The sequence below is a fragment of the Vibrio sp. SCP2 genome (assembly GCF_059295395.1).
Genome location: NZ_JCAFVV010000007.1, coordinates 78234 through 103765 on the forward strand (window position 1 = coordinate 78234; position 25532 = coordinate 103765).

At 45.9% G+C, this 25532-nt stretch carries 22 protein-coding genes; 11 read left to right on the top strand and 11 right to left on the bottom strand.

Annotation, left to right across the window (positions count from 1 at the left end; genetic code table 11):
• Positions 1-19: 19 nt before the first annotated feature.
• On the bottom strand, positions 20-3202 hold the full coding sequence (locus AC5O63_RS17450) for an efflux RND transporter permease subunit (protein ID WP_494505745.1): 3183 nt from the start codon (positions 3200-3202) through the stop codon (positions 20-22).
• A 4-nt stretch (positions 3203-3206) separates the two neighbouring features.
• Positions 3207-4439, bottom strand: coding sequence for an efflux RND transporter periplasmic adaptor subunit (locus tag AC5O63_RS17455; RefSeq protein WP_272786453.1), 1233 nt, complete (start codon positions 4437-4439; stop codon positions 3207-3209).
• 96 nt (positions 4440-4535) lie between these two features.
• On the opposite strand from AC5O63_RS17455, the gene AC5O63_RS17460 reads away from it, so the two are divergent.
• From AC5O63_RS17460 to AC5O63_RS17485, 6 genes are all read left to right on the top strand, one after another.
• Positions 4536-5222 carry a TetR/AcrR family transcriptional regulator gene (locus AC5O63_RS17460; RefSeq protein ID WP_494505746.1) on the top strand — a complete coding sequence of 229 codons (687 nt, stop codon included), beginning with the start codon at positions 4536-4538 and terminating at the stop codon, positions 5220-5222.
• A 129-nt stretch (positions 5223-5351) separates the two neighbouring features.
• The gene (locus AC5O63_RS17465; RefSeq protein ID WP_494505747.1) at positions 5352-5654 is read left to right on the top strand and encodes a YebG family protein; all 303 of its coding nucleotides are present in this window, start codon (positions 5352-5354) and stop codon (positions 5652-5654) included.
• Positions 5655-5811: 157 nt separating this feature from the next.
• Positions 5812-6564 (top strand): copper homeostasis protein CutC, encoded by a 753-nt coding sequence (locus AC5O63_RS17470; protein ID WP_494505748.1) that lies wholly within the window; start codon positions 5812-5814, stop codon positions 6562-6564.
• A gap of 54 nt (positions 6565-6618) precedes the next feature.
• Entirely contained in the window at positions 6619-7401 is a 783-nt protein-coding gene (gene ppk2 / locus AC5O63_RS17475; protein WP_494505749.1) for a polyphosphate kinase 2, read from the top strand.
• Positions 7402-7413: 12 nt separating this feature from the next.
• A complete protein-coding gene (locus tag AC5O63_RS17480) occupies positions 7414-8349 on the top strand; it encodes a LysR family transcriptional regulator (protein WP_494505750.1) in 936 nt (311 codons plus the stop codon).
• A gap of 131 nt (positions 8350-8480) precedes the next feature.
• Positions 8481-8993 carry a hypothetical protein gene (locus AC5O63_RS17485; RefSeq protein ID WP_494505751.1) on the top strand — a complete coding sequence of 171 codons (513 nt, stop codon included), beginning with the start codon at positions 8481-8483 and terminating at the stop codon, positions 8991-8993.
• Here AC5O63_RS17485 and phoU read toward each other — a convergent pair.
• From phoU to AC5O63_RS17505, 4 genes are read right to left on the bottom strand one after another with little or no spacing between them, the layout of a single operon-like run.
• Positions 8990-9688 carry a phosphate signaling complex protein PhoU gene (gene phoU, locus AC5O63_RS17490; protein WP_004747942.1) on the bottom strand — a complete coding sequence of 233 codons (699 nt, stop codon included), beginning with the start codon at positions 9686-9688 and terminating at the stop codon, positions 8990-8992. The two genes, AC5O63_RS17485 and phoU, sit on opposite strands and share 4 nt — an antisense overlap.
• A gap of 49 nt (positions 9689-9737) precedes the next feature.
• Positions 9738-10556: a phosphate ABC transporter ATP-binding protein PstB gene (pstB, locus tag AC5O63_RS17495; protein ID WP_171382644.1), complete on the bottom strand. Its 819-nt coding sequence runs from the start codon at positions 10554-10556 to the stop codon at positions 9738-9740.
• A 2-nt stretch (positions 10557-10558) separates the two neighbouring features.
• Positions 10559-12205 (bottom strand): phosphate ABC transporter permease PstA, encoded by a 1647-nt coding sequence (pstA, locus tag AC5O63_RS17500; RefSeq protein ID WP_494505752.1) that lies wholly within the window; start codon positions 12203-12205, stop codon positions 10559-10561.
• Positions 12206-12231: 26 nt separating this feature from the next.
• The gene (locus tag AC5O63_RS17505; RefSeq protein WP_494505753.1) at positions 12232-14415 is read right to left on the bottom strand and encodes an ABC transporter permease subunit; all 2184 of its coding nucleotides are present in this window, start codon (positions 14413-14415) and stop codon (positions 12232-12234) included.
• Between the two features lie 195 nt (positions 14416-14610).
• Here AC5O63_RS17505 and ppk1 point away from each other — a divergent pair, with 195 nt between their 5' ends.
• A complete protein-coding gene (gene ppk1 / locus AC5O63_RS17510; RefSeq protein WP_494505754.1) occupies positions 14611-16722 on the top strand; it encodes a polyphosphate kinase 1 in 2112 nt (703 codons plus the stop codon).
• Positions 16703-18196, top strand: coding sequence for an exopolyphosphatase (ppx, locus tag AC5O63_RS17515; RefSeq protein ID WP_494505755.1), 1494 nt, complete (start codon positions 16703-16705; stop codon positions 18194-18196). Before ppk1 ends, ppx begins: the two co-directional genes overlap by 20 nt.
• 44 nt (positions 18197-18240) lie before the next feature.
• Here ppx and AC5O63_RS17520 read toward each other — a convergent pair whose 3' ends face one another.
• The 3 genes from AC5O63_RS17520 to phoB are packed head-to-tail and all read right to left on the bottom strand — an operon-like array spanning position 18241 to position 21210.
• Positions 18241-19197: a PstS family phosphate ABC transporter substrate-binding protein gene (locus AC5O63_RS17520; RefSeq protein ID WP_494505756.1), complete on the bottom strand. Its 957-nt coding sequence runs from the start codon at positions 19195-19197 to the stop codon at positions 18241-18243.
• The gene (gene phoR / locus AC5O63_RS17525) at positions 19197-20495 is read right to left on the bottom strand and encodes a phosphate regulon sensor histidine kinase PhoR (protein WP_004747932.1); all 1299 of its coding nucleotides are present in this window, start codon (positions 20493-20495) and stop codon (positions 19197-19199) included. The genes AC5O63_RS17520 and phoR overlap by 1 nt, the downstream gene beginning before the upstream one ends.
• A gap of 25 nt (positions 20496-20520) precedes the next feature.
• Positions 20521-21210: a phosphate regulon transcriptional regulator PhoB gene (gene phoB / locus AC5O63_RS17530; RefSeq protein ID WP_004747931.1), complete on the bottom strand. Its 690-nt coding sequence runs from the start codon at positions 21208-21210 to the stop codon at positions 20521-20523.
• Positions 21211-21427: 217 nt separating this feature from the next.
• On the opposite strand from phoB, the gene rdgC reads away from it, so the two are divergent.
• From rdgC to AC5O63_RS17545, 3 genes are all read left to right on the top strand, one after another.
• Entirely contained in the window at positions 21428-22342 is a 915-nt protein-coding gene (rdgC, locus tag AC5O63_RS17535; RefSeq protein WP_494505757.1) for a recombination-associated protein RdgC, read from the top strand.
• Between the two features lie 160 nt (positions 22343-22502).
• Positions 22503-23900, top strand: coding sequence for a prephenate-dependent tRNA uridine(34) hydroxylase TrhP (gene trhP, locus AC5O63_RS17540; RefSeq protein WP_494505758.1), 1398 nt, complete (start codon positions 22503-22505; stop codon positions 23898-23900).
• A 3-nt stretch (positions 23901-23903) separates the two neighbouring features.
• Positions 23904-24158 (top strand): YfhL family 4Fe-4S dicluster ferredoxin, encoded by a 255-nt coding sequence (locus AC5O63_RS17545; RefSeq protein WP_004747928.1) that lies wholly within the window; start codon positions 23904-23906, stop codon positions 24156-24158.
• A 13-nt stretch (positions 24159-24171) separates the two neighbouring features.
• Here the strand turns inward: AC5O63_RS17545 and mepA are convergent, their stop codons facing one another.
• Both mepA and AC5O63_RS17555 read right to left on the bottom strand, forming a co-directional pair.
• A complete protein-coding gene (gene mepA, locus AC5O63_RS17550; RefSeq protein WP_494505759.1) occupies positions 24172-25032 on the bottom strand; it encodes a penicillin-insensitive murein endopeptidase in 861 nt (286 codons plus the stop codon).
• Positions 25033-25057: 25 nt separating this feature from the next.
• The gene (locus AC5O63_RS17555; protein WP_171382638.1) at positions 25058-25390 is read right to left on the bottom strand and encodes a DUF1904 domain-containing protein; all 333 of its coding nucleotides are present in this window, start codon (positions 25388-25390) and stop codon (positions 25058-25060) included.
• Between the last annotated feature and the right edge of the window lie 142 nt (positions 25391-25532).

Here is a 25532-nt window from a genome sequence, read left to right on the forward strand (position 1 = left end):
CGAATCCTAATTAGCGGGATCAGACAGTGGATTCATTTGCAGGTTCAAGTGCGATATTGTGCTCAGCTGCTTGTTTCTTCTGTTGACCACGTTTTGCCAGTACGTAGTAAAACAGCGGTGTTAGCAGTAATCCAAACACAGTGACACCAATCATGCCGGAAAAGACGGCAATACCCATTGCTTGCCTCATTTCCGCACCTGCGCCAGTTGAGAACACCATAGGAACCACGCCCATAATAAAGGCGATAGATGTCATCAGAATCGGACGCAAACGTAGGCGAGATGCCTCTAAGATTGCCTCCATAACTGTACGACCTCTATCTTGTAATTCCTTGGCAAACTCAACAATTAAAATTGCGTTCTTAGTCGCCAAACCAACCAATACAATCAAACCTATTTGGGTGAAGATGTTGTTGTCACTTCCCCACAAGATCACACCGCTGATCGCTGACAACAGCGTCATTGGAATAATCAGGATAATCGCCATAGGTAAACGCACACTCTCGTACTGTGCAGCCAGTACTAAGAACACCAATAGAATCACCAATGGATAGATTAAGGTGGCTGTATTACCTGCAAGTTTTTGCTGATAAGTGAGCTCCGTCCATTCGTAAGTCATGCCGATTGGCAAAGTCTCGGCGAGAATCTTTTCAATCGCTGCCTGTGCTTCACCAGAGCTTACACCCGGCATTGGGCTACCGTTAATTTCTGCGGTCTTATAGGCGTTGTAGTGCATGACGCGATCAGGACCTGCGACGTTATCAACATTCACAAATGAGCCAAGTGGGATCATTTCGCCATCGGCATTTCTTACCTTAAGTTGACGAATTTGCTCAGGGTTTTGACGAAACGCTTCATCAGCCTGAACATTCACCTGATAAGTGCGACCAAATCGGTTGATGTCGTTGACATAAGTTGAGCCCATGTAAGATTGCAGCGTTGCAAAGACCTCATCTAAAGAGACATTCTGTTTCAGCGCTTTAGTACGATCTACGTCTAGCTCTAGTTGTGGCACATTAACCTGATAGCTTGAGAACACGCCTGTCAAAGCAGGATCAGCCCAAGCCTTCATGATGACTTGTTGAGTTACCTGATACAAAGCCTCATAGCCGTGATTACCCCTATCTTGGATTTGTAGCCTAAAGCCACCAATCGTACCCAGACCTTGAACCGGTGGCGGTGGGAAGATGGCAATAAAGGCATCGGGAATCGCAGCAAACTTCTGGTTAAGTTGCATCGCGATTGCACCAGCACTCAAGCTAGGATCTTGTCGGTCTTCAAAATCAGACAATGGCGTGAAAACAATGCCGCTGTTCGGGCTATTGGTAAAGCCATTGATGCTTAATCCCGGGAAAGCCACTGAGTGTTCAACACCCGGTTGAGCAAGTGCAATCTCAGACATTTCACGAATCACAGCATCGGTACGCTCAAGTGAAGCCGCATCAGGTAACTGAGCAAAAGCGACTAAGTACTGCTTATCTTGCCCTGGTACATAACCTGTTGGCGTTTGATCAAACTGATAAGCTGTTAAGCCAAGTAATCCAACATAGATAACACCAATCAAGGCACCGAGACGGATAGTTTTCTTCACCACGTAACCGTAGGCACTAGCACCTTTATTAAACAGCTTATTAAACGGAGCAAATATCAGGCGTCCAAACAGTGAATCCATCAAACGAGTTAGCCAGTCTTTAGGCTGATCATGACCTTTAAGTAATAGTGCCGATAAAGCCGGACTCAAGGTCAATGAGTTAATCGCAGATATAAAGGTCGAGATGGTAATCGTCAGCGCAAACTGCTTATAGAACTGCCCCGTTAGGCCAGACATAAAGGCGGTTGGGATAAATACCGCAGCAAGAACCAAGGTCGTCGCGACGATAGGTCCCGTCACTTCACGCATCGCTTTTTCCGTTGCCGGAATCGGTGCCAAGCCTTCTGCTATGTTTCGTTCAACATTCTCCACCACCACGATGGCATCATCGACAACAATACCTATCGCCAGTACTAAACCGAACAGCGATAACGCATTGAGTGAAAAGCCCATCAGATGCATGAACGCAAAGGTACCGACTAAAGAAACCGGAACGGCCACCAGCGGGATGATTGACGCGCGCCACGTTTGTAGGAACAGCACTACAACCAAAACAACCAGCAATACCGCCTCTAGCAACGTTTGAACAACCGCTTCAATTGAGCCACGAACAAAGACTGTCGGGTCATAAACGATGTCGTATGCAACGCCTTGTGGGAAGCTCTGCTCAAGCTCAGCCATCTTGCTACGCACATCTTCAGAGATCTGGATTGCATTCGAACCAGAAGCTTGGAAAACACCGATCGCTACCGCATCTTGGTTATCCAATAGTGAACGTAGTGAGTAGGTTTCTGCACCAAGCTCAATTCGAGCAACATCTTTAAGACGGTTAACCTGACCGTTTTCACCGACTTTGATGATGATGTTTTCAAACTCTTCAACATCAGTGAGTCGACCTTTCACATTGATCAGCAATTGGAAGTCAGAATTGCCGCTTGGCTGCGCACCTAAGCTACCTGCCGCTGCTTGTTGGTTTTGCTCGCGTACCGCTGCAATGATTTCGGTAGGGTTTAAGCCCAGTGCAGCGACCTTATTTGGGTCAAGCCAGATACGCATACTGTACTCACCGCCACCAAATACACGCACCGCGCCAACACCTTCAATACGGGTAATTTCATCACGTACGTTAAGCGCCGCATAGTTTGCCAAGTAGAGCAAATCGTAGCGTTCATCTGGAGAGTAAAGGTGAACTACCATGGTCAAATCAGGAGACGACTTCTCGGTAACCACACCTAAACGCTGAACCTCTTCTGGCAACCTTGGTAATGCGCGGTCAACGCGACTTTGCACTAAGGTTTGTGCTTTGTCAGCGTCAGTCCCAATTTCAAAGGTTACCGTTAAGGTCATCATCCCATCAGAGGTGGCTTGCGAAGACATGTACAACATATCTTCGACACCATTAATTTCCTCTTCGAGAGGAGATGCAACCGTATCGGCTATAACTTTAGGGTTTGCGCCTGGGTAGGTTGCCGTAACAACTACCGTAGGAGGCACAACTTCTGGATACTCAGTGATAGGCAGCTGCCACACTGACAGTGCACCTGCGATAAAAATGAGTATCGACAGGACCGATGCAAATATCGGCCTACGAATAAAATACTGAGAAAACATCCCGTTATCCCTTCTCGTTTAATGCCGCTGTAGTAAGAGATTGGCGCTGTTGGTCAATCAGGTCTTGTTGGTCACGCAACATTGATAAGGTCAATTCGTTCGCCATAGTGACTTCACTTGGTGTCACTGGCATGTTGGCACGCACACGTTGCAGACCATTCACCACCACTTTATCGCCCGGCAATAAACCATCCGCCACAATGCGTAAACCATTGAGTTTTTCACCCAGCGAAACCGCGCGATACTGAACGATATTGTTCTCATCAAGAACCAACACGTACTTATTGTTGAGGTCTGTGCCCACTGCACGATTGTCTATCAACACACCTTCGTAGCTGCTTGAACCCGTAATACGCAATTTCGCGAACATACCAGGCCATAAAGACTGATCTTCATTGTCGAAGACAGCGCGAACTCGAATTGTTCCTGTTGCTTGATTGATTGCGTTGTCAACAAAGTCGATGTGCCCTACTCGTGGGTAAGCCGCGTCATTCGCTAAGCCAAGCTGCACTAGCTGCTTCGCGTAACCTTCACCCGCTTTTAGCTTGTTCAACTTCTGGTACTTAAGGAAGGTCACTTCATCAACATCAAAGTAAGCGTACATATGAGCAGTCGACACTAGCGTGGTTAACTGAGTATCGCCTGCTGATACATAGTTGCCCTTAGTGATGTCAGCCCTAGACACTTTGCCTGTGATCGGCGCAGTAACCTTGGTAAAGGCTAAATCTAATTTGGCTTGAGATAGCGAAGCTTTGATCGCTGCAACACTCGCTGCGCCACGCTGCTTAGCGGTAAAACGTGCATCCACCGTTTCTTGCGAAATAGCATTGTTCTTATTGAGCTTAAGCGCGCGCTGGTGATCTTTGATCGATTGGTTGTAACTAGCTTTAGCGCTGCTCAGTTCCGCTTCAAGTCGCTCTACTTCCGCCACAAATGCTCGGTCATCAATGGAGAAAAGAACGTCGCCTTCTTCAACCATGGTGCCTTCTTCAAAATGCACTTGTTCAACATAGCCCGACACTCGCGGTATCACCGATACAGTCTGAGGTGATTCTAAACGACCCGTATATTCATCAAGCTCAGTGATGGTTTCAACCAGCACTTCTGCCACCTCAACACCTGGCGGTGGTGGTGCAGACTGAGTCACTTCTGCATGTGAATCCTGACATCCCGACAACACCAAAGGTGCTGCAATTGAGATAAGTAGAAGGGGTGTTTTAAGGTGTTTACCTACCATCTCGCTATCCTTACATTAATTTTGTACCGATCGGTATAATAATCCCAACTTTTGACATTGATCAAGTTAAATTTACCAAATGAATACATTTGCGATATGGACAACGCACGGCCTGCGATTTACCATTTGAGTGTCATATTTGAGAAGTTGTTGAATAACGTTATGGTCCGTTTAACCTGTGGTCGCCCAAAAAGCTTTGATAAAGAAATCGCTCTAGAGAAAGCCTTGGATGTCTTTTGGACACATGGTTACGACGGCGCGTCACTCAAAGATCTCACCCAAGCGATGGGCATCAACAAACCAAGTATGTACGCAACGTTTGGCAATAAAGAGCAACTCTATTTTCAAGCGGTAGAGATGTATAAGAATCGTGAGGGCGCACCATTCTTTAGTGCATTGGAGCAACCTCAAATTCGCGATGTGATTGAGACTATTTTTTCCCAAACTGCCGAAGCAAAATGCAGCAACGAGAAGAACAAAGGTTGCTTAATGATCCAGAGTTCTCTGGCCTGTAGCGATGAATCTAGTGTGGTTAAAATATCCGCTTTGAAGATGCGTGCAGAATTCATTCAGCTCATTCAAAATCGATTTGAAAGAGCCGCCAATGATGGTCAACTCGTGCAAAATGCCGACATTCAAGTCATGACACATTATGCTGTGACCATGCTCGATGGACTGCAGATTCACTCGATAGATAATCCTCCGCCAGAGATGCTAGAAAGTGTTGCCAAGATAGCGGCGGAACACCTTTTCCAATTCTGCTTACCGCTATCTTCTCAATAACGAACAGTGCGTTATCAAATTTTTGCCGATCTCAACCTCATGATCGCCTGTGCTACCTAGACTTTAGCGCCAATAAGCTGTATAAACAGACAGTAAATACTTTTGATAATTTGAGTTAGAGGACCAACCATGGCTGTAATCGTCAAGTACGTGGTAGAACGCAACGGAGAAGAGAAAATGACTTTTACCTCTAAAGCGGAAGCTGACGCATATGACAAGATGCTTGATATGGCTGATGAGCTTTTTGAGCTACTAGGTAAAAGTGAACTGCTAGAAGACGAAGGCAAGAAAGAAGACTTGGCTATGTTCCTAGCGCAAAACAAAGAAGAAGTGCTCTACGCACTGGGTGCAAAACGCAAACCTGCACCTAAGAAGCCTAAAAAGGTTGAAGCCGTCGAAGAAGCTGAACCAGCACAAGACGACGCAGCTTAATCTAGCTCCTGCTCAAGATCTTAAACCTCAGCTCATGCTGAGGTTTTTTATTTTCTCCCACTCATTTTTGAGGAAATCAAATCTTCGACCTTTACCCTAATATCTTCCGCGGTGACTGCTAAAATAACGCCAACCTTATCCTCAGAGAGCTCTACCTATGAAGTACCACGTTGAAGTTTGTATCGATAATCTTGAATCACTGCATAATGCGATTACAGGTGGCGCAACGCGTATCGAGCTATGCTCATCTCTAGCACTTGGTGGACTAACGCCCAGCTTTGGTTTTATGAAAAAAGCGGCGCAAATCTCCCCTATCCCTGTCTACGCCATGATTCGCCCAAGGCAAGGAGACTTCTTGTACGACCAAGATGATATCGAGGCGATGCTAATCGATATCGAAGCGGCAGCAGAGGCTGGACTAGAAGGCGTTGTACTGGGAGTTCTGAGTGCGGATGGACATGTCGATATGCCGTTAGCCGAACAGCTGACTCAACGTGCCAAGTTGTATAACTTAGGTATTACATTCCACCGTGCCATTGACCAGAGCAGCAACTGGCAGCAAGCTCTGGAGCAGGTAATTTCACTAGGCTGCGAGCGTATCCTCACTTCAGGTTTGGCTGCCAATGTAGAACAAGGAAAAGAGGTTCTGCAACAGATGGTCAACGTCGCTGACGGTAGAATCTCAATTATGGCCGGTGCTGGACTAACAGCTGGCAATGTTCAAAGCATCGTTCAACAAACTGGCGTCAGAGAAGTTCATCTATCCGGTAAGAGTACCCGCTCAAGCTACATGACTAACATCAGCGAAGAAGCCAAAATGGGTAATCAGAATGTCGACGATTTTATTATTCCAGTGACCAATAGCGCAGCCATCGAAAAGGTCGTAGAGGCTCTCAGTTCTCAGCGATAAAACTCTCATCCCTACTCCACAAGTGCTAACCTTTTGATAACAAAGGAGTGCGCTATGGCTAAGAGCAAACTGGATAAGAAGTTTTACGAAAAGGAACTTCAACGCCTTCAAATTGAGTTGGTAAAGCTGCAAGAGTGGGTAAAACAGGAAGGCCTCAAAGTCGTTGTGATCTTTGAAGGACGTGACGCCGCTGGCAAAGGTGGCGTTATTAAACGCATCACAGAAAAGCTCAACCCTCGCATTTGTAGAATCGCTGCATTACCCGCCCCTACTGAAAAAGAGAAATCCCAGTGGTACTTCCAACGTTACGTTGCACACCTACCTGCTGCGGGTGAAATAGTCCTTTTTGACCGCAGTTGGTACAACCGAGCGGGTGTTGAAAAGGTGATGGGCTTTTGCTCTGATGAGCAGTACGATGAATTTCTGCGCTCTTGCCCTGAATTTGAGCGCATGTTACAGCGTTCTGGCATCATCTTGCTTAAATATTGGTTTTCCGTCTCTGACGAAGAACAGGAAAAACGCTTTTTAGAGCGAATCAAAACTCCCATCAAGCGCTGGAAGTTCAGCCCAATGGACTTAGAATCTCGTAACCGCTGGGCTGAATACTCTGAGGCCAAAGATAAGATGTTTGCCTATACAGACACCAAGCAGTGCCCATGGTGGGTAGTCCCTTCAGATGATAAAAAACGTGCTCGCCTAAACTGCATTAGCCATCTACTTGAACAAATTGAGTATCAGGATATTACCTACCCAGAGATCGAGCTACCAGAGCTCAACAAAGAAGGTTATATTCGAGCTCCACTTGAAGAACAAACCTTTGTTCCTGAGAAGTATTAGGGTTATTAGTGCATGGCAAAAGATCTGTTTTACAACTTAGATTTAAACCTTTTGAGAACCTTCTTGGTCCTGTCTCAAGAGCTTAATATGCGCAAGGCTTCTCAGCGTCTGTTTGTCTCTCAGCCTGCAATTAGCCAAGCTTTGCAGAAGCTGCGCCACCATTTTGATGATGAGTTGTTTGTCAAAGTTCCCAAAGGATTAGAGCCGACCTCTTTTGCCATTGAACTTGCTGAGTCAATCACTCCCCACTTAGATGGATTGGCTAACGCACTCAATGCCTCACAAAAATTCGACCCTAGTGAAGTCAACTCCAAGCTCAAGATTGCTCTAGCCCCAATGGTGTTAAGCTGCTTATCTGGAACATTGTTTCAACAATTGAGAGCCCAAGCCCCTAACGCTGAAATCGAGCTTGTCAGTTGGACTCATGCAACTCTTGAAGAAATCAGTAAGGGACAAGTCTTAATTGGAGTTAATTACGACCTTTCGGCTCCAAAAGAAATTTACATCAATCACCTTATTGAAGTAACAGGACACGTTTTAGTTCGTCAAGATCACCCTATCACCAAGTCAATTGCAGACCCACAAGACTTTGAGGGCTATGAAATTGCCTCCTTTATCAATCCTGGTTGGAATGATCATGCAAGTTTAGCTGAACAAATTCTTAAGTCACAAGGGGTGACTGCGCGAACAGGTTTTCGCTCTGAAATGATCATGGCAATAATAGACGTAATCAAGCACACCGATATGTTTATGCCTCACTCAAACCTCTTCCCTATCGATCAATACCCAAGCTTGAGAGCAATAGAAGTCAACGTCGACGATAAACTCAAAAAAACGAGTGTATATAGTCAGTATCATGTCAAAAATCGCAATAACCCTCTTATTGCATGGCTGCATCATGAAATAAAAAGCGCACTAGAACAGCAAATCTCATCTAACCATAAGTGATAAGTATTGATTATCACGCATATTAAAAGTGTTAATTAGAAATTATCTAAAGTGTTTTTTAACATTGCCACATCGGAATAGCTTCAATTCAAGGAAGACAGTTCTCAACCTTAGTTCATGGTCTTCAAACAATGAAAAAACACCTTTTAGCACTCACTCTTTTAGCTCCAATCACTGCCTCAGCAACGGGATTACATATCTCACCAGAATTTAAGATTGGTCCATATTTTGGCTCTGGTATTTCAGGGGGAGGGCTGCAACTTGGGGCAACGGATGTTCTCGGCTTGGACGCTTTGTACTTAAGTTACTCTCATACTTCAGCAGAGTTACTCTGGGATAAAGATAGGCTAAAAACTTACCGTGTTGGCGGACAGTACCACTTTATCGATCAGCCAATTAAATTTGGACTGCAACTAGAAGCGGGGGTTGTTGAGTATGAAGGATATCGAGAGCCAATATTCAGTGGCGATACTCGTTATGCCGAAGGCACTGGGGCAAGCTTTTCAGCGGCTTGGGTTGTCTTCCCCACTGATAACATTGGTTTTAGACTAGGTGGCGATTTCAACTACATCGATAAGAAAAAAACACTGCTTGAAAACAATTGGTCCGCCACCTTCTCTACTGGGATTATCTTGCACTTCTAACGAAGCGCATCATCAATGCTTTGTTCGCCCAAGTGGCGAACATCTTTGCCTTTGACAAAGTAGATGATGTATTCACAAATGTTTTGGCATCGATCTCCAACTCGCTCTATTGCACGAGCAGACCACATGACCTGAAGGATATTGGGAATATTTTTCGGGTCCTCCATCATATAAGTCATCAACTGACGGATCACCGCTTCGTATTCAGCGTCAATCTTATCATCGAGTTTGTACACCTCTGCTGCTGCATCTACATCCATACGAGCAAATGCATCGAGCACTTGGTGCAGCATGCTGATTGCTTGACGGCAAAGTGGCTCTAACGAAACATGGAACTGGCGCTCTTTGGAAGATGGACTCTCTATCGCCACATACGCAATTTTAGTCGCCACATCACCAATACGTTCTAAGTCCGTAATCGTCTTGATGATCGCCATAATCAGTCGTAAATCTTTTGCCGTCGGCTGACGCTTGGCAATGATACGTGTGCAGGCTTCATCGATTGAGACTTCCATCGCGTTAACTTTATGATCATCGCGCACCACTTTTCTCGCCAGTTCGATGTCTTCTTTGTGCAGCGCCTGCATCGCAAACGACAACTGCTGCTCGACCAAACCACCCATCGTCAAGACATGGGTTCGAATCGACTCTAGCTCGACATTAAACTGACCTGATATGTGGCGTCCAAAATTCATAGTTAACGTTCATCTCCCAATGGATAAGTAAAAATTCTAATACGACGAATTAGCCGTATCGACCCGTAATATAATCTTCAGTCTGCTTTTTCAATGGCGACGTAAAAATTGAGTCGGTATCTGAGTACTCGATCAACTTACCCATATGGATAAAGGCTGTGTGATCGCTCACTCGCGCTGCCTGCTGCATGTTATGGGTAACGATAACTACAGTATATTTGGTTTTCAGGTCGTTGATCAGCTCTTCAATGGTTAATGTGGAAATAGGATCAAGTGCTGAGGTCGGCTCATCAAGTAACAGTACCTCAGGTTCAATCGCAATTGCACGCGCGATAACCAAACGTTGCTGCTGACCACCCGACAATCCAAATGCATTTTCATGTAAGCGATCTTTGACTTCATCCCATAGCGCCGAAGCACGCAATGAGCGCTCGACAGCATCATCGAGAGCGCGGCTATTTTTGATTCCTTGCAGACGCAAGCCATACACCACATTTTCGTAGATAGACTTGGGAAACGGATTCGGGCGCTGGAACACCATACCCACTCGGCGGCGAAGCGTGGCGACATCGACTTTCGGGTGGTAAACGTTTTTTCCGTGTAGTTTGACCTTGCCTTCGACACGGCAACCATCAACAAGATCGTTCATGCGGTTTATGCAACGAAGCAGTGTCGATTTTCCACAACCAGAAGGACCGATAAACGCGGTAACCTGCCCTTTTGGAATTCGCATCGAGATATCACTTAATGCCTGGCTGTTTTGGTAGTACAAGTTCAACCCTTCGATAGCAATCGCCGTTTGCTCATCGCTCAGATTATTCACATCTAAGGGGGTTTGGTAGCCGAGTGTTTGATTGACTGAAAACATGGTTAATCTTGTCCTAGAGTTCGGTACTTCTCGCGCAAATTATTTCGAATACTGATCGCGGTTAAGTTCAGGCCAACAATCACAGTTACAAGTAAAAATGACGTGGCATAAACCAAAGGTCTTGCTGTTTCAATGTTAGTGGTTTGGAAACCAACATCATAGATATGGAAACCCAAATGCATGAACTTACGCTCTAAATGCAAAAACGGAAACTGGCTATCCACTGGCAAGCTCGACGCCAGTTTCACTGCGCCGACTAACATCAACGGAGCAACCTCACCCGCCGCGCGAGCGACCGCAAGGATCAAACCAGTAATAATCGCCGGACTTGCCATAGGCAAGACAATTCGCCACATGGTTTCAAACTGAGTCGCGCCTAACGCCAAAGAACCGTGACGAACTGAGCTCGGAATTCGAGTTAAGCCTTCTTCGGTAGCGACTATCACCACTGGCAGCGTCAGCACGGCAAGCGTCAATGCTGACCATAACAGACCAGGAGTACCAAAGGTCGGGGTTGGCAGTTTCTCTGCATAAAACAGTGAGTCGATTGACCCGCCTAGCGTGTACACAAAGAAGCCCAGTCCAAATACGCCATAGACAATTGAAGGTACCCCTGCGAGGTTAATTACTGCCACTCGAATTAAGCGGGTGAACGCATTGTTCTTGGCGTACTCGTGAAGATAGATAGCTGCAATCACACCCAGCGGCATCACTATGACCGACATGATCAACACCAGTAGCACGGTACCAAACATCGCAGGAAACACACCGCCCTCAGAGTTAGACTCGCGAGGGTCATCGGATAAGAACTTCCACGCCTGCTTACCCCATCTAGCAGTTTTCTCTGCTAGGTTCATTTGGTTCGGGTACCATAAATCAAGAATCTCACTTAGTGGAATCGTTACCTGCTGACCAGTCATATCTTCAACTAGCAAACCTTGATTCGCCAACTGATTGCGCAGTCGGTCTAACTCGGCTTCTGTTGCCGCTAACGCCTCTGTGTACTTGTTACTCTGGCTTTGATACAAAGCAATGAAATCATCGTCCAGCGTGCCATTCAGGCTACGCTTTTTTCTCTCTAACCTTAGTCGCTCAGCTTGAGCATTAATCACTCTAACATCACGCTCAATGAGATTTTCGATCTCATCGCGTAACTTTTCCGCAAACGCGATTCCCTGCGTGTAGTCTTGAAGAATATCGCTACTTACACGTCCATCCGCATGCATGTATCCAACCGGACGACCGTAAAAATCTCCACCACGAGTTCGCTCTATAACCGCCCAGTTTTCTGGTTTCGTTGGCTCATCAAGGTCAATTTCTAACAGAGACACAAAGTCTGAAGGGTATAAATCACGATTAGCAATCTTGATGCTAACTCGTTTGACTAAACCTTTTTCCACCACGTCCTGCGGTAACTCAATATCCATCTCTCGCAAGTGACTGATAGGGACGTACTCTTGCGAGTAAACTTGACCAACCAGAATGTCGCCTTGCTTTGTTTGCCACTGATACAAGGGGGCAGGCCAGAAGTAAGAAAGCCCCTTCCAGCCAATAAGCAGCAAAAGCCCTAATACAGACAACAAGCTGATACTGACTGCACCGCCCGTCAACCATATCCAAGGAGAGCCTGACTTTAACCACTTAAACACTTAGAAGGTTTCCTAATAATTCTGATTTACAGCGAGCGATACTTAGCGCGTAAGCGCTCACGTACCCACTCAGCTAAAGAGTTAACCGCAAAGGTAAAAACTAGCAACAACAATGCTGCTAAGAACAAGATTCGATAGTGAGAGCTACCGACCGCTGACTCTGGCATTTCAACCGCAATCGTCGCGGATAGAGTGCGCATCCCTTCAAGGATGTTCCAATCCATAATAGGGGTGTTACCTGTCGCCATAAGTACAATCATGGTTTCGCCCACTGCGCGCCCGAGTCCCATCATAATCGCGGAAAAGATACCTGGACTCGCCGTCAATAGAACAACATGAATCAGTGTTTGCCATGGCGTCGCCCCTAGAGCAAGGGAACCATCCGATAAATGCTTAGGTACTGAGAAAATAGCATCTTCGGCAATAGTAAAGATCGTAGGGATAACCGCAAATCCCATCGCAAAGCCAACCACTAGCGCATTGCGTTGATCAAAATCGATACCGTGCTCAGCCAGATAAACCCTGACATCACCATTAAAGAATAAGGCTTCAATATTGCCGCTCTGCGACAAAACCACCACTGTAAGCACCACGATGATTGGCATTAAAATCGCTGCATGCCAACCATTTGAAAGCTGCCCAGACCATTGCTTAGAAGCCATATGCCAAGCAAACCCGACCATGATGGTTGAGAGTGGTAAAAATAGCATTAGAGCAACGACCGCTGCGAGATGACTCTCTACAATCGGGGCAAACCATAATCCTGCTAAGAAACCTATGATTACCGTAGGTAGTGCTTCCATCAGCTCAATCGAAGGTTTGACGACTCGGCGCATTTTCGGCGTCATAAAGTAGGCTGTGTAGATGGCACCTAACACCGCGATAGGAATCGCGAAAAGCATCGCAAATGCTGCTGCTTTTAAAGTACCAAAAGCAATCGGTACTATGCTGAACTTAGCCTCAAACTCATCACTGGCGGACGTGGTTTGCCAAACAAATTCAGGCTCAGGATAACCTTCATACCACACTTTCTGCCAAAGCGAGGAAAGAGAAACTTCAGGGAACGGATTATCAATCACAGATAAGCTAAGCATGCTGTCATCAATGGCAAGCAGATAAGATTCATTGTTCGACATAGCAGCAAGCTGAGGGGCTTTCTGATATGCGCGCTCAAACATCACCAGCTTTTCACTGGTAGTATAGTGACTTTGAACAGTGCCATTAATGTAAAAGCTGTAAAACCCTTTACGGTAGGTATCTGGCAATAAGAATTGCAGCTCGGAAGCGAGCTTAAACTGGCGAATATGAGTTAAATAACGTTTTCCATCCGTCAGTACATCAAACCATTGAGATACAAGACCATCTTGGTGAGTGACCAAAACTGAGTAGGCGCCCGGCAATAAATCGATATCAGTGACGGCATGTTCAGGGCGACCTTGGCTCAAGTCCACTACCTCACGAACCTCAAATCGGTTCTGTTTCTTTAGCGCCACGATAAGCTCTGAGCCAGAGCGCAAATAAAGTGTCTTGCCGTCAGGCGTCAATACTAGCTGATCCAAATCAGGCATTGGCGCGGCAAAAGTAAAATGGTGGGCTTGCCCCTGCTCTAACCAACGGACTCTGACAAAGCCATCATCATACCAACCGGCCAAGGCCGTACTTTCTTGGGTTGCAAAAGCAAACTTAACTAGCTCGTGCTTATCAGTACGCAGATCAAATGGCAGCTTAAGTTCAGTGACGCTCGGGGTTAGTACTCTAACGCCTTGCTTCATCTCTGAATCTAAGTTTGGCTTGATGATTTTCACTTGCCCTTGTGGCGAAGCAAAACCATATAAACCTTGCGCAGAGAGTGACTGAGCAAATAAGTCATTCGACGAGCTCACTGCCTGTGACAGCACGGGCTCACTACTTGAATTGATCAGTGACCAGAAATCGATTGTTCCTTGATCAGAGATAACAAAAGCGCTCTCGCCAGAGTCATCGACACCTAGCGCTATTGGCTGTACGGTTGAAATGGGAACTGAACGAACATTAGGCGTTATTTTGGCATCGCTAAACAAGGGCAATACCATCATGGCAAGGTAGACGAAGATCAGAACCAGAGCCGCCAACACGCCCACACCACCAGCAGATACAGCGAGTCGAACTAATCGATCTTTGATTAGTCGCTTTTGATCTCGCTCTCGCAATGAGAATTCTGCTTGGCCCATCTGTTTCTCTTACCTATTTTCGTCCGAGGGTATAATATTTCTATTAGGTGACAATTATATTACAGATCGCAATAAACAACTGAAAACAATGCAATAAAAATTTGCAATAAAACTGTCATCTCAGCACCTTAAGTTGCTATTCATCTGAGAGTTTTCTCAATACTTTACTTCGTCACTTCGGTTAAAGGTAAGATCATGAGCGCAGAGAAACTGTATATTGAAAAGGAATTAAGTTGGCTCTCTTTCAATGAGCGCGTCTTACAAGAAGCCGCAGATAAAAGCGTGCCTTTAATCGAAAGAATCCGATTTCTTGGTATATTTTCCAATAACTTAGATGAGTTTTACAAAGTTCGCTTTGCCGATGTAAAACGCCGAATTCTGATCAATCAAGAACGTGGAATAAACGATAATTCCAAACACTTGTTGACCAAGATGCAGACCAAAGCGCTACGACTCAATGAGCGTTTCGATGAGCTATACGCCGAGCTGATCCGCGATATGGCAAGGCATAGAATCTTTTTAGTCAATGAGACTCAGCTCAACGAAACTCAACAAAATTGGGTAAGAAAATACTTCCGCAAACAAGTTCTGCCTCACATCACCCCACTGATGATGCGTGATGATATTGATGTGCTGCAGTTTCTAAAAGATGAATATGCCTACATTGCCGTTGATTTGCGTAGTGGTGAACAAAGTCAGTATGCGTTGATTGAAGTCCCGACCGATCACCTACCTCGTTTTGTGATGGTGCCAGAGCAAAAGCGCAAGCATCGTAAAACCATCATCTTACTCGATAATATTATTCGCTACTGTTTAGATGAGTTGTTCAGCGGATTCTTCGACTATGACGAACTCAACGGCTATGCGATGAAGATGACACGCGATGCTGAATATGATCTTAACTATGAAGTCGAACACAGCTTAATTGAGCAAATGTCTGAGGGGGTCAACCAACGTTTAACTGCGATGCCGGTCAGGTTCATCTACGAGCGAGAAATGCCGCAAGCTATGCTCGACTTTCTATGTAGAAAACTCAAGGTATCCAATTATGACAGCTTAATTCCAGGTGGACGCTACCATAACTTTAAAGACTTTATCGACTTTCCTAATGTAGGAAGAGACTACTTAGAAAACAAACCATTACCGCCAATGGCATGTGCTGACTTTAGCGGATATGCCAATAAATTTGATGCCATAAAGGCGCAGGACATCTTGCTGCACTACCCCTACCACACTTTTGAGCATATCAGTGAATGGGTACGCCAAGCTTCGTTCGACCCTAAGGTGCTGAGTATTAAGATCAACATCTATCGTGTCGCCAAGGACTCACGTCTAATGAACTCGCTGATTGACGCGGTTCATAATGGCAAAGCGGTGACTGTTGTCGTTGAGCTGCAAGCACGCTTTGATGAAGAGGCGAATATCGAATGGTCAAAAGTACTCACAGAAGCTGGCGTTCATGTCATATTTGGCGTTCCGGGGCTGAAGATTCACTCCAAACTACTGCTCATTAGCCGCCGAGAAGAGGATGAGATTGTTCGTTACGCGCACATCGGAACCGGTAATTTTCACGAAAAAAATGCGCGAATCTATACCGACTTTTCTCTGCTCACCGCGGACTCAGAGCTGACCAACGAGGTTCGTGGGGTATTCAACTACATAGAAAACCCTTACCGACCGATTAAGTTTCACCACTTGATCGTTTCACCGCGCAACTCGCGTAAACAACTTTACCGCCTGATAGACAATGAAATCGCTAATGCAGAGCAAGGTCTTAAAGCAGAGCTAACTCTCAAAGCGAATAACTTAGTCGATAAGGGCTTGGTCAATAAACTCTATGAAGCCAGTGGGGCTGGGGTCAACATTCGCATGATCATTCGCGGGATGTGCTCTTTAGTTCCTGGGGTCGAAGGTGTCAGTGACAACATCAAGATCATCAGTATTGTTGATCGATTCTTAGAGCATCCAAGGGTTATGATTACCCACAATAACGGTGACCTACAGGTTTACATTTCTTCAGCAGATTGGATGACACGTAATATTGACCATCGCATTGAGGTCGCAACCCCTATTCGTGACGAACGTCTTAAACAGCGTATTATTGATATCATTAACATCCACTTTACCGATACAGTGAAGGCGAGATGGATCGATAAAGAAATGAGTAATAGCTACGTAGCGCGCGGAAACCGAAAGAAAGTTCGCTCACAAATTGCCATTTACGACTATCTTAAAAATATAGAAAAACAAACTAAGAATCAGAAACGTAAAGAGCCGTTAATAAAACATGACCTCGGACATTCGTGACGTTGCCGCTATAGATTTGGGCTCCAATAGCTTCCATATGGTGGTAGCAAAAGTCATTGACCAAGACTTACAACTTGTCAGTCGCCATAAGCAGCGAGTTCGACTTGCAGCTGGGCTCGACGCACAAAAAAACCTCGACAACGCCTCCATAGAACGCGGATTAGAATGCCTTGCAATTTTTGCTGAGCGCTTACAAGGCTTTGACCAGCAAAACGTTCGCATTGCGGCGACCCACACGCTTCGCCAAGCCAATAACGCACATATCTTTTTGCAGCGCGCTCGGGAAGTGCTCCCTTTTCCGATTGAAATTATTCCCGGCATTGAAGAGGCACGCTTAATCTACCTTGGTGTGGCTCACACCCAGCCTGAATCAGACTCAAAACTGGTGGTCGATATTGGTGGGGGGAGTACCGAGATGATCATTGGGAGCGGGTTCGAACCCCAATTGATTAACAGCAAGCAAATGGGCTGCGTCAGTTACACCAAACGTTACTTCGCTAACGGTAAGTTATCTAAGAAAAATTTCGCTAAAGCTATTCTCGCCGCCGAGCAGAAGATGGAGTCTTTAGCCTATCGCTACAAGAAAAAAGGTTGGGATATTGCTTTTGGCTCTTCTGGCACTATTAAGGCAATCCGAGAAGTTCTAGTAGGCTTAGATTATGAGGATGGCCTCATCAACGCCAAAAGACTGGATAAAGTGATCGATACGCTGTGCGAGTGGGAAACCATTGATGAGATTGAGCTAAGTGGGCTCACCCCAGAACGAAAACCAGTTTTTGCTGCCGGCGTTGCTATCTTGTGCGCAATAGTAAAAAGCCTCAATGTTACTGAGATGCACTTTTCAGAGGGCGCACTGCGTGAAGGTCTACTGTTTGAAATGGAAGACAGCTTTAAACGCTCTGATATTCGTATGCGAACCACTGAGAACCTTGCCAGTAAACATCTCGTAGATTTAGAACACGCGGCAAAAATCAAAGGCCAAGCGACCGAGTTTTTGCAGCAAGTCCATAAAGATCTCGGCATCAAAAAGAGCTCAGAGCTGTTCGACTTGCTAGAGTGGAGCGCACTGCTACATGAAGTAGGGTTAAGTATCAGCCTGCAAGCTTTTCACCGTCATTCCGCATACATTCTTCGTAATACTTACATGCCGGGCTTTAACCGTGAGCAGCAACGCGTGTTAGCCATGCTGGTTCGATTCCAAAGAAAGGCTCTTAAACTGCATGAGATGGAAGAGTTTACTCTGTTTAAGAAGAAGCACATCGTCGGTTTGATACGTATTCTACGCTTGGCGATCTTACTCAATGGTCAGCGTAATGACACGCCTCTCCCTGCACTGACGCTATCTATTGATGGCGATAAGTGGTCACTCACTTCGCAAGATGAAAACTGGTTGGAAGCAAATAAATTGCTCGATGCGGACCTAACCAGTGAGCAAGAATATTGGCTGGCTGCCGGCTGGGAATTGAGCTTCTAGATGCAAATAGAGCCTCTCAAATGAGGCTCTAGCAAGGTTTACTGTTATTCCGAAATACCGACTTTCGCTAGCTCTCGGCGAGCGATGTCCGTCGAGATGGGAATATAACCATCTTTCGCCACCAAGGCCTGCCCTTGCTTTGAATAAATAAAGCGAATGAACTCTTGCTCGATGGGACTGAGTGGTTTGACAGGGTTCTTATTCACATAAACGTACAAGTAGCGTGATAGTGGGTACTTACCTGACAGAATATTTTCCTGACTCGCTTGTACGTAATCCTCACCTTGTTTCGCTATCGGTAATAGCTTCACTCCTGAAACCTGATAGCCAACACCGGAGTAGCCAATGGTGTTGATTGCAGAGCTGACAGATTGAACGACAGACGCCGAGCCTGGCTGCTCATTGACACTATTTTTAAAATCACCACCACAAAGTGCGTTTTTCTTAAAATAGCCGTAGGTACCAGAAACGGAATTTCGGCCGAACAACTGCATGCCTCGTTTAGCCCACTGATAGTCTAAACCCAGCTCTGACCAAGTATTGATATGTTGTGTAGAGCCGCAACGTAGTGTTGCTGAGAAAATACTGTCGAGCTGTGAAAAGTTCAGACCCTTGATTGGATTATCTCGATGAACAAAAATCCCAATAGCATCAATGGCAATTCTCAGTTCAGTCGGCTTGTAACCATGTTCTCTTTCAAATGCCTCAATCTCACGATTTCGCATTGGCCGACTCATAGGGCCAAACTGAGCGGTGCGTTCAGTCAGTGCTGGTGGCGCAGTCGAAGAACCTGAAGCCTGTACCTGACCATTAACGCTCGGGTATAGCTCTTTAAACTCCTCAACCCACAAGGTCGTCATACCTGCCAAAGTATCAGAACCAACACTGGTTAAGCTGCCTGTAATCCCAGACTTTTTTTTGTAGCTTGGCAGTTCATCTACCGCAAAAACAGAAGCAGAAATGCAGACGCTAAGTAACGTTGACGTTATGACTATCCTCATTAACTCACCACTAATCGCGGTGGCAGAATAAACGAGAACTTACTGCCAACATTGACCTCACTTTGGATTTCAAGGTGTGAGTCATGATGGCTAAGCGCGTGTTTTACAATGGCTAAGCCTAAGCCACTGCCGCCTGTATCGCGAGAGCGAGCTTTATCAACGCGATAGAATCTTTCAGTCAGTCGATGTAAGTGTTGCGGCTCGATACCGTCACCACTGTCTTCCACTTCTAAGTGCGCACCTTGTGCAGACTGATACCAACGAACTCGAATATCTGCCCCTGCCGGAGTATATTTCACTGCGTTGTATACCAAGTTCGATATTGCACTGCGTAGTTGATCATCATCGCCTAATACTCGCAGGCTGCTATCAACATCGAACGACAATTTATGTTCGAGCTCACCGCTTAAACTCGCCGCTTCTTTCTCTAGCACTTCAAGCATCGCAGGGACATTGACGACCTCTTCAAGCTCATGCATCGGCGCCGCTTCAATCTTAGATAGCGTTAGCAACTGATTAACCAAACTGTTCATGCGATTGAGCTGCTCAGTCATTACGCCGTGAGCTTTGGTCCACATTGGGCCAACCACCATGTCTGGGTCTTCGGTCATTTCAAGATAACCTTGCAGCACCGTCATTGGCGTTCTTAGCTCATGAGAAACATTGGCGAAGAAGTTACGACGCATTCCTTCCAGCTGTTTAAGCTGAGATACGTCACGCACCACCATCAAGTGCTCGCCTTCTGTGTAGGGTACGATACGCAGCTCAAGCATACGTTCAACATTCAGCGGAGAACGCATTTCAAGTGGCTCAGAGAAATCTTGTTTATTGAGGTACTTAATAAAATCCGGCGTACGAATCAGATTCGAAATAGGCTGACCGGAATCATCGGGCCATTTGAAACCAAGCAGGTGCTGGGCAAGTTTGTTACACCAGACAATATTGCCCTCACCGCGAAACACGACCACGGCATCAGGCAAGGATTCCGCACCATTACGGAATCGGCGAATTAGGTTGGTTAACTCTTTGCGTTTTTTACGTTGGCGTTGCTGCAAACGGTAAATACCATTAAACAACGATTCCCAGTTACCACTACCCGAAGGTGGCGTAAGACGCTTTTCATCCCACAACCATGCAGATAAGCGCATCTGGTTATGTAAATGCCATACAAGCTGCAAAACCGTGGCAGCTAATAGCAACCACGGCATATATCCGAAAATCCAGCCTACAATCACCCAAGGGGTGTAAAAAAAAGCTAGCTCCCAGGCTAGCTTTTTCCAAGTTAACCGTTCTACCACTTACCTCTCCAAATGGTATTGCTTGTTACGCTTTCGTCGAGAATCGGTAGCCTGCACCACGAACTGTCTGAATCAGTTTGTCATGCCCTGCTGCCTCTAGCGCTTTACGTAAGCGACGAATATGTACATCCACTGTGCGGTCTTCAACATAAACGTTGGTTCCCCAAACATTGTTCAGCAGTTGCTCACGGCTATATACGCGCTCTTGATGCGTCATAAAGAAGTGCAGCATTTTGAACTCTGTTGGGCCCATGTCTAACGCTTCATCGTTAGCCGTAACGCGGTGTGAAACTGGGTCTAGTTTAAGACCTTGAACGTCAATCACATCTTCTAGCGCGGTTGGTGTCACACGACGAATCACAGCTTTTAAACGAGCCACCAGCTCTTTAGGTGAGAATGGCTTGGTAATGTAGTCGTCAGCGCCGACTTCAAGTCCACGGACTTTGTCTTCTTCCTCACCACGCGCCGTTAACATCACAACAGGAATGTTACGCGTCAGCTCTTCACGCTTCATATGTTTAATAAAATTGATACCGCTGCCACCAGGTAGCATCCAATCTAGTAGCACTAGATCTGGGAAGGGTTCAGCCAGTTTAGTTACCGCACTGTCGTAATCTTCCGCTTCCACCGCTTGGTAACCTTTCTGTTCAAGAACAAAGCAAAGCATTTCGCGAATTGGTGCTTCGTCTTCAACAACCAGAATCCTTCTAGACATAATCGCATAACCTTATGTTAATTGAGTTTTCTCATGATTAAGGCAGTTCTGCCGCCTCTTGATGCATAGGCATTATTACTAGCAATTATGACACTTTTGTGACCTTTGAAAACAAATTTTCATATAACTTTCATCCCACTATTGTGTGTTTGCAGTAAGACAAGCGCGACAAAAGTCTTTATGATTGGCTGCTAATTTAAAGGTATAGAGAAAGAGTATGTGGTTTAAAAACTGTCTGGTGTATCGTTTTAACCGTGAAATTGAGTTCAACGCAGATCAGCTTGAAAAACAATTAGCTGAGTTTCGTTTTACCCCGTGTGGCAGCCAAGATAAGCAGAAATTTGGCTGGGTTACCGCCATGGGCAAGCATGGTGACATGATGACTCACGTCTCTGAAAACCGTATCCTTATCTGCGCTAAGAAAGAAGAAAAAATGCTACCTGCATCAGTCATTAAAGAATCTTTGAATGCCAAGGTAGAAGCTCTTGAAGCGCAAGAAGGTCGCCCTCTTAAAAAGAAAGAAAAAGATAACCTCAAAGAAGATATTGTGATGGATTTGCTTCCGCGCGCCTTTAGCCGTAGCAACCACACTTATGTTCTGATCCTGCCTAAAGAAGGCTTTATTTTAGTCGATGCGAGCAGCTTCAAAAAAGCGGAAGATGTTTTAGCACTACTACGTAAGACGATGGGCAGCTTACCTGTGGTTCCTGCTATCCCAGAGAAAGCGGTAGAAACAACCCTGACTGAGTGGGTGAAAACGGGTGAGACGCCGGTTGGTATTCAAATGCTTGATGAAGCCGAGCTTAAATCAGTGCTTGAAGAAGGCGGTGTGATTCGCTGTAAGAAGCAAGAGCTAACAGCAGACGAGATCCGCAGCCATATTGATGCTGATAAAGTCGTGACTAAACTGGCATTATGGTGGCAAGAGCGTATCGAGTTCATCTTAGCTGAAGACGGCAGTATTAAACGCTTGAAGTTCTCTGATGAGCTTAAAGACCAAAATGATGATATTCCACGTGAAGATCAAGCAGCGCGCTTTGACGCTGACTTCTCTCTACTGTGTGGCGAGCTAAGCGCATTCCTACCTAACCTGTACGAATGCTTAGGTGGTTTACCTCACCCTAACGCTTAATGCCTCCTAGGTGCTCGACCTATTCGGGCACCTTTTGCAATTCCCCATCTTAGTTATGGACTTTTTCCTAGTCACAGGTCACATTTTGGCGTAAAATTTGCGCCCCCGATCCCATCTGGTGGAATCGGCCTGACTTGAGATCAGATTAAGAGAATTACACATGACTGAGAAAGCATTCGTACCTGAGCTACTGTCACCAGCAGGTAGCCTGAAAAACATGCGTTACGCATTTGCCTACGGCGCAGACGCGGTATACGCAGGCCAACCTCGTTACAGCCTTCGCGTACGTAACAACGAGTTCAACCACGAAAACCTAAAGATTGGTATCGACGAAGCTCATGCCCTTGGCAAAAAGCTTTACGTGGTTTGTAACATCCAACCGCACAACTCTAAGCTAAAAACCTTCATCCGCGACCTTAAACCTGTGGTTGAAATGGGCCCAGACGCACTAATCATGTCTGACCCTGGTCTAATCATGATGGTTCGTGAAGCCTTCCCTGAAATGCCAATTCACCTGTCTGTACAGGCGAACGCGGTAAACTGGGCAACAGTGAAATTCTGGGCGGCAAACGGCGTTGAGCGCGTGATTGTTTCTCGTGAGCTTTCTCTGGAAGAGATCGAAGAAATTCGTGAGCACTGTCCTGAAACCGAACTCGAAGTGTTCGTTCACGGTGCTCTATGTATGGCTTACTCTGGTCGTTGCCTACTTTCTGGCTACATCAACAAACGTGACCCTAACCAAGGTACATGTACCAATGCATGTCGTTGGGAATACAAAGTTGAAGAAGGCAAAGAAAACGACACTGGCGACATCGTTGAGAAGTTCGACCCAGCACAAGCGCAAGCAGTTGAAGTTCAAGACGAGCGTCCTGAAACGACAATCGGTCGTGGTAAACCAACTGATGAAGTGGTTCTACTTTCTGAAGCACACCGTCCAGAAGAGAAGATGGCGGCGTATGAAGATGAGCATGGCACTTACATCATGAACTCAAAAGACTTGCGTGCAATCCAACACGTTGAGCGCCTGACTAAGATGGGAGTTCACTCACTCAAGATTGAAGGCCGTACTAAGTCTTTCTACTACTGTGCTCGTACAGCGCAAGTTTACCGTAAAGCGATCGATGATGCGGTAGCAGGTAAGCCATTTGATGAGAGCCTGATGACCACTCTAGAAAGCCTAGCTCACCGTGGCTACACAGAAGGCTTCCTACGTCGTCACACTCACGATGCTTACCAAAACTACGATTATGGTTACTCAGTTTCTGACGCTCAGCAATTTGTCGGTGAATTCACAGGTAAACGTCGTGGTGACCTTGCTGAAGTTGAAGTGAAAAACAAATTCGTCGTCGGTGACAGCCTTGAGCTCATGACGCCTAAAGGCAACGTTGTCTTCACGCTTGAAGCGATGGAAAACCGCAAGTCTGAAAAAATTGAGGACGCTAAAGGAAACGGCCACTTCGTATTCATTCCAGTTCCAGCAGATATGGATCTAGAGTACGGCCTATTAATGCGTAACCTAAACTCAGGTCAGGATACCCGTAACCCAACTGGTAAATAAGCAATGGCGTTACTGATTACCGACAAGTGCATCAACTGCGATATGTGTGACCCTGAGTGCCCAAACGGCGCAATTACTATGGGTGACACTATCTTTGAGATCGACCCAGATCTCTGCACTGAGTGTAAAGGTCACTATGAAAAGCCAACGTGTCAGTCTGTGTGTCCAATAACCAAATGTATCATCACAGATCCTAACCACGTTGAAACCGATGAAGAACTGCTCGAAAAGTTCGTCATTATTCAAGGTTTAGCTTAATTGAAAACGCCGCTCATCGAGCGGCGTTTTTGTTGAGTAGTTGCAGACACTGTTGGTGCATCACTTTAACAGGCTTCTTTTTTGGTTTGGCTGTCGTTACTTTGGGAGCTGCAGGTTTGGGTTGAGGTTTCCAACTCGCTAGCTCTGCCCCACAGCCATCACCTTGAGGTGGCTCCGCCTGCGGTTTACAATTCATACTTCCTTCAGGGCACTGTAATCGTACGTGCATATGATAGTGATGGCCCCACCAAGGACGTACCTTTCGCAGCCACTCTCTTTCACTTCCCTCTTCGCTAGCGCATAACTTTTCTTTAATCACTGGATGAACGAATATCCGCGCGACCTGCTCATCACTCGCTGCCATTTTAATCAATTGAAAGTGACGATTGTCCCAGCTTTTCTTTAGCAGTTGATACTGTTTTAGGTTCACTACGCTCATTGGCGTTGGTTGTTCTAGATCTGTTGGCGACAGCGGAGAGTCAGCCAAACGCAGCCAAATATCAATATCAAGACCAGTTTGATGACTAGAATGACCGCTAGAGAAACGCCCACCTTGTGGTAAAGAGATATCACCAATAAGCAGCCTGGTATTGAGCTTATCTTTAGTCAGGCTAGCCAATCTCTGAATGAAACTAACAGCACTTGGATGACCATAGTAGCGTGCTCGCTGACTGCGGAGCACTTGGTAGCCCTTCCCTTCGATCGGTAAAGCCGCAGCACCCGCTAAACAGCCGTTAGCATAGCTGCCAATGGCTTGAGGAGCTTGCTGTGAAGGGGTTTGAATCTGCTCCCAGGGAGTCGCATGAGCGGTCGCTGGGATCAAGCCCAGTAAGGATAAGAACGCCGCTATCGTCATCGCGATTGTGTTTCTCATCCTTACCTCACTCATTTATGCTCTTTTAATAGTGCTGACCATTATCATAGTAGCCACTTGCATCCAGTGCTGTGAAGATTACCGCGACATCGACATCTTCACCTATCATGCCACGTACTTGATGCGTAATGATCTTAGCCACTTCATCTTGTGTCTCTTGCCCACGGTTGAACCACAATACTTCGACAAACGGATACGCTTGGTTGACTTCACCTTCATGATAAAAAGTGCTGTAGATGTACTCAAAAGTAAAATCCTCACGCGGACAGTCCATATGTGGCTGTAGCTCATCGATCAGCGATTTTGATAGTGTCTGGACCGTTTGCGGCTCTACTGCTCTAAAACGTAAATGTGGCATTACTTGCTTCCTATTATTTTATTTTTATTCATCATAACAAGTTATTCATTAATGTCTCTCTAAATGATCAGCCTATGTTTCAGTCTCGTATTTCTCTTCAATAGTGCAATTACTACTTAGTTGTCCATTAGCACTATGCTTA

Coding starts and splice junctions, on each gene's coding strand:
- AC5O63_RS17455 (WP_272786453.1), bottom strand. CDS start 4,439: ATGGTAGGTAAACACCTTAAAACACCCCTTCTACTTATCTCAATTGCA.
- AC5O63_RS17485 (WP_494505751.1), top strand. CDS start 8,481: ATGAAAAAACACCTTTTAGCACTCACTCTTTTAGCTCCAATCACTGCC.
- ppx (WP_494505755.1), top strand. CDS start 16,703: ATGACCTCGGACATTCGTGACGTTGCCGCTATAGATTTGGGCTCCAAT.
- ppk2 (WP_494505749.1), top strand. CDS start 6,619: ATGGCTAAGAGCAAACTGGATAAGAAGTTTTACGAAAAGGAACTTCAA.
- AC5O63_RS17520 (WP_494505756.1), bottom strand. CDS start 19,197: ATGAGGATAGTCATAACGTCAACGTTACTTAGCGTCTGCATTTCTGCT.
- ppk1 (WP_494505754.1), top strand. CDS start 14,611: ATGAGCGCAGAGAAACTGTATATTGAAAAGGAATTAAGTTGGCTCTCT.
- trhP (WP_494505758.1), top strand. CDS start 22,503: ATGACTGAGAAAGCATTCGTACCTGAGCTACTGTCACCAGCAGGTAGC.
- AC5O63_RS17505 (WP_494505753.1), bottom strand. CDS start 14,415: ATGGGCCAAGCAGAATTCTCATTGCGAGAGCGAGATCAAAAGCGACTA.
- AC5O63_RS17465 (WP_494505747.1), top strand. CDS start 5,352: ATGGCTGTAATCGTCAAGTACGTGGTAGAACGCAACGGAGAAGAGAAA.
- phoU (WP_004747942.1), bottom strand. CDS start 9,688: ATGAATTTTGGACGCCACATATCAGGTCAGTTTAATGTCGAGCTAGAG.
- AC5O63_RS17545 (WP_004747928.1), top strand. CDS start 23,904: ATGGCGTTACTGATTACCGACAAGTGCATCAACTGCGATATGTGTGAC.
- AC5O63_RS17470 (WP_494505748.1), top strand. CDS start 5,812: ATGAAGTACCACGTTGAAGTTTGTATCGATAATCTTGAATCACTGCAT.
- pstB (WP_171382644.1), bottom strand. CDS start 10,556: ATGTTTTCAGTCAATCAAACACTCGGCTACCAAACCCCCTTAGATGTG.
- phoB (WP_004747931.1), bottom strand. CDS start 21,210: ATGTCTAGAAGGATTCTGGTTGTTGAAGACGAAGCACCAATTCGCGAA.
- AC5O63_RS17460 (WP_494505746.1), top strand. CDS start 4,536: ATGGACAACGCACGGCCTGCGATTTACCATTTGAGTGTCATATTTGAG.
- AC5O63_RS17450 (WP_494505745.1), bottom strand. CDS start 3,202: ATGTTTTCTCAGTATTTTATTCGTAGGCCGATATTTGCATCGGTCCTG.
- mepA (WP_494505759.1), bottom strand. CDS start 25,032: ATGAGAAACACAATCGCGATGACGATAGCGGCGTTCTTATCCTTACTG.
- rdgC (WP_494505757.1), top strand. CDS start 21,428: ATGTGGTTTAAAAACTGTCTGGTGTATCGTTTTAACCGTGAAATTGAG.
- AC5O63_RS17555 (WP_171382638.1), bottom strand. CDS start 25,390: ATGCCACATTTACGTTTTAGAGCAGTAGAGCCGCAAACGGTCCAGACA.
- AC5O63_RS17480 (WP_494505750.1), top strand. CDS start 7,414: ATGGCAAAAGATCTGTTTTACAACTTAGATTTAAACCTTTTGAGAACC.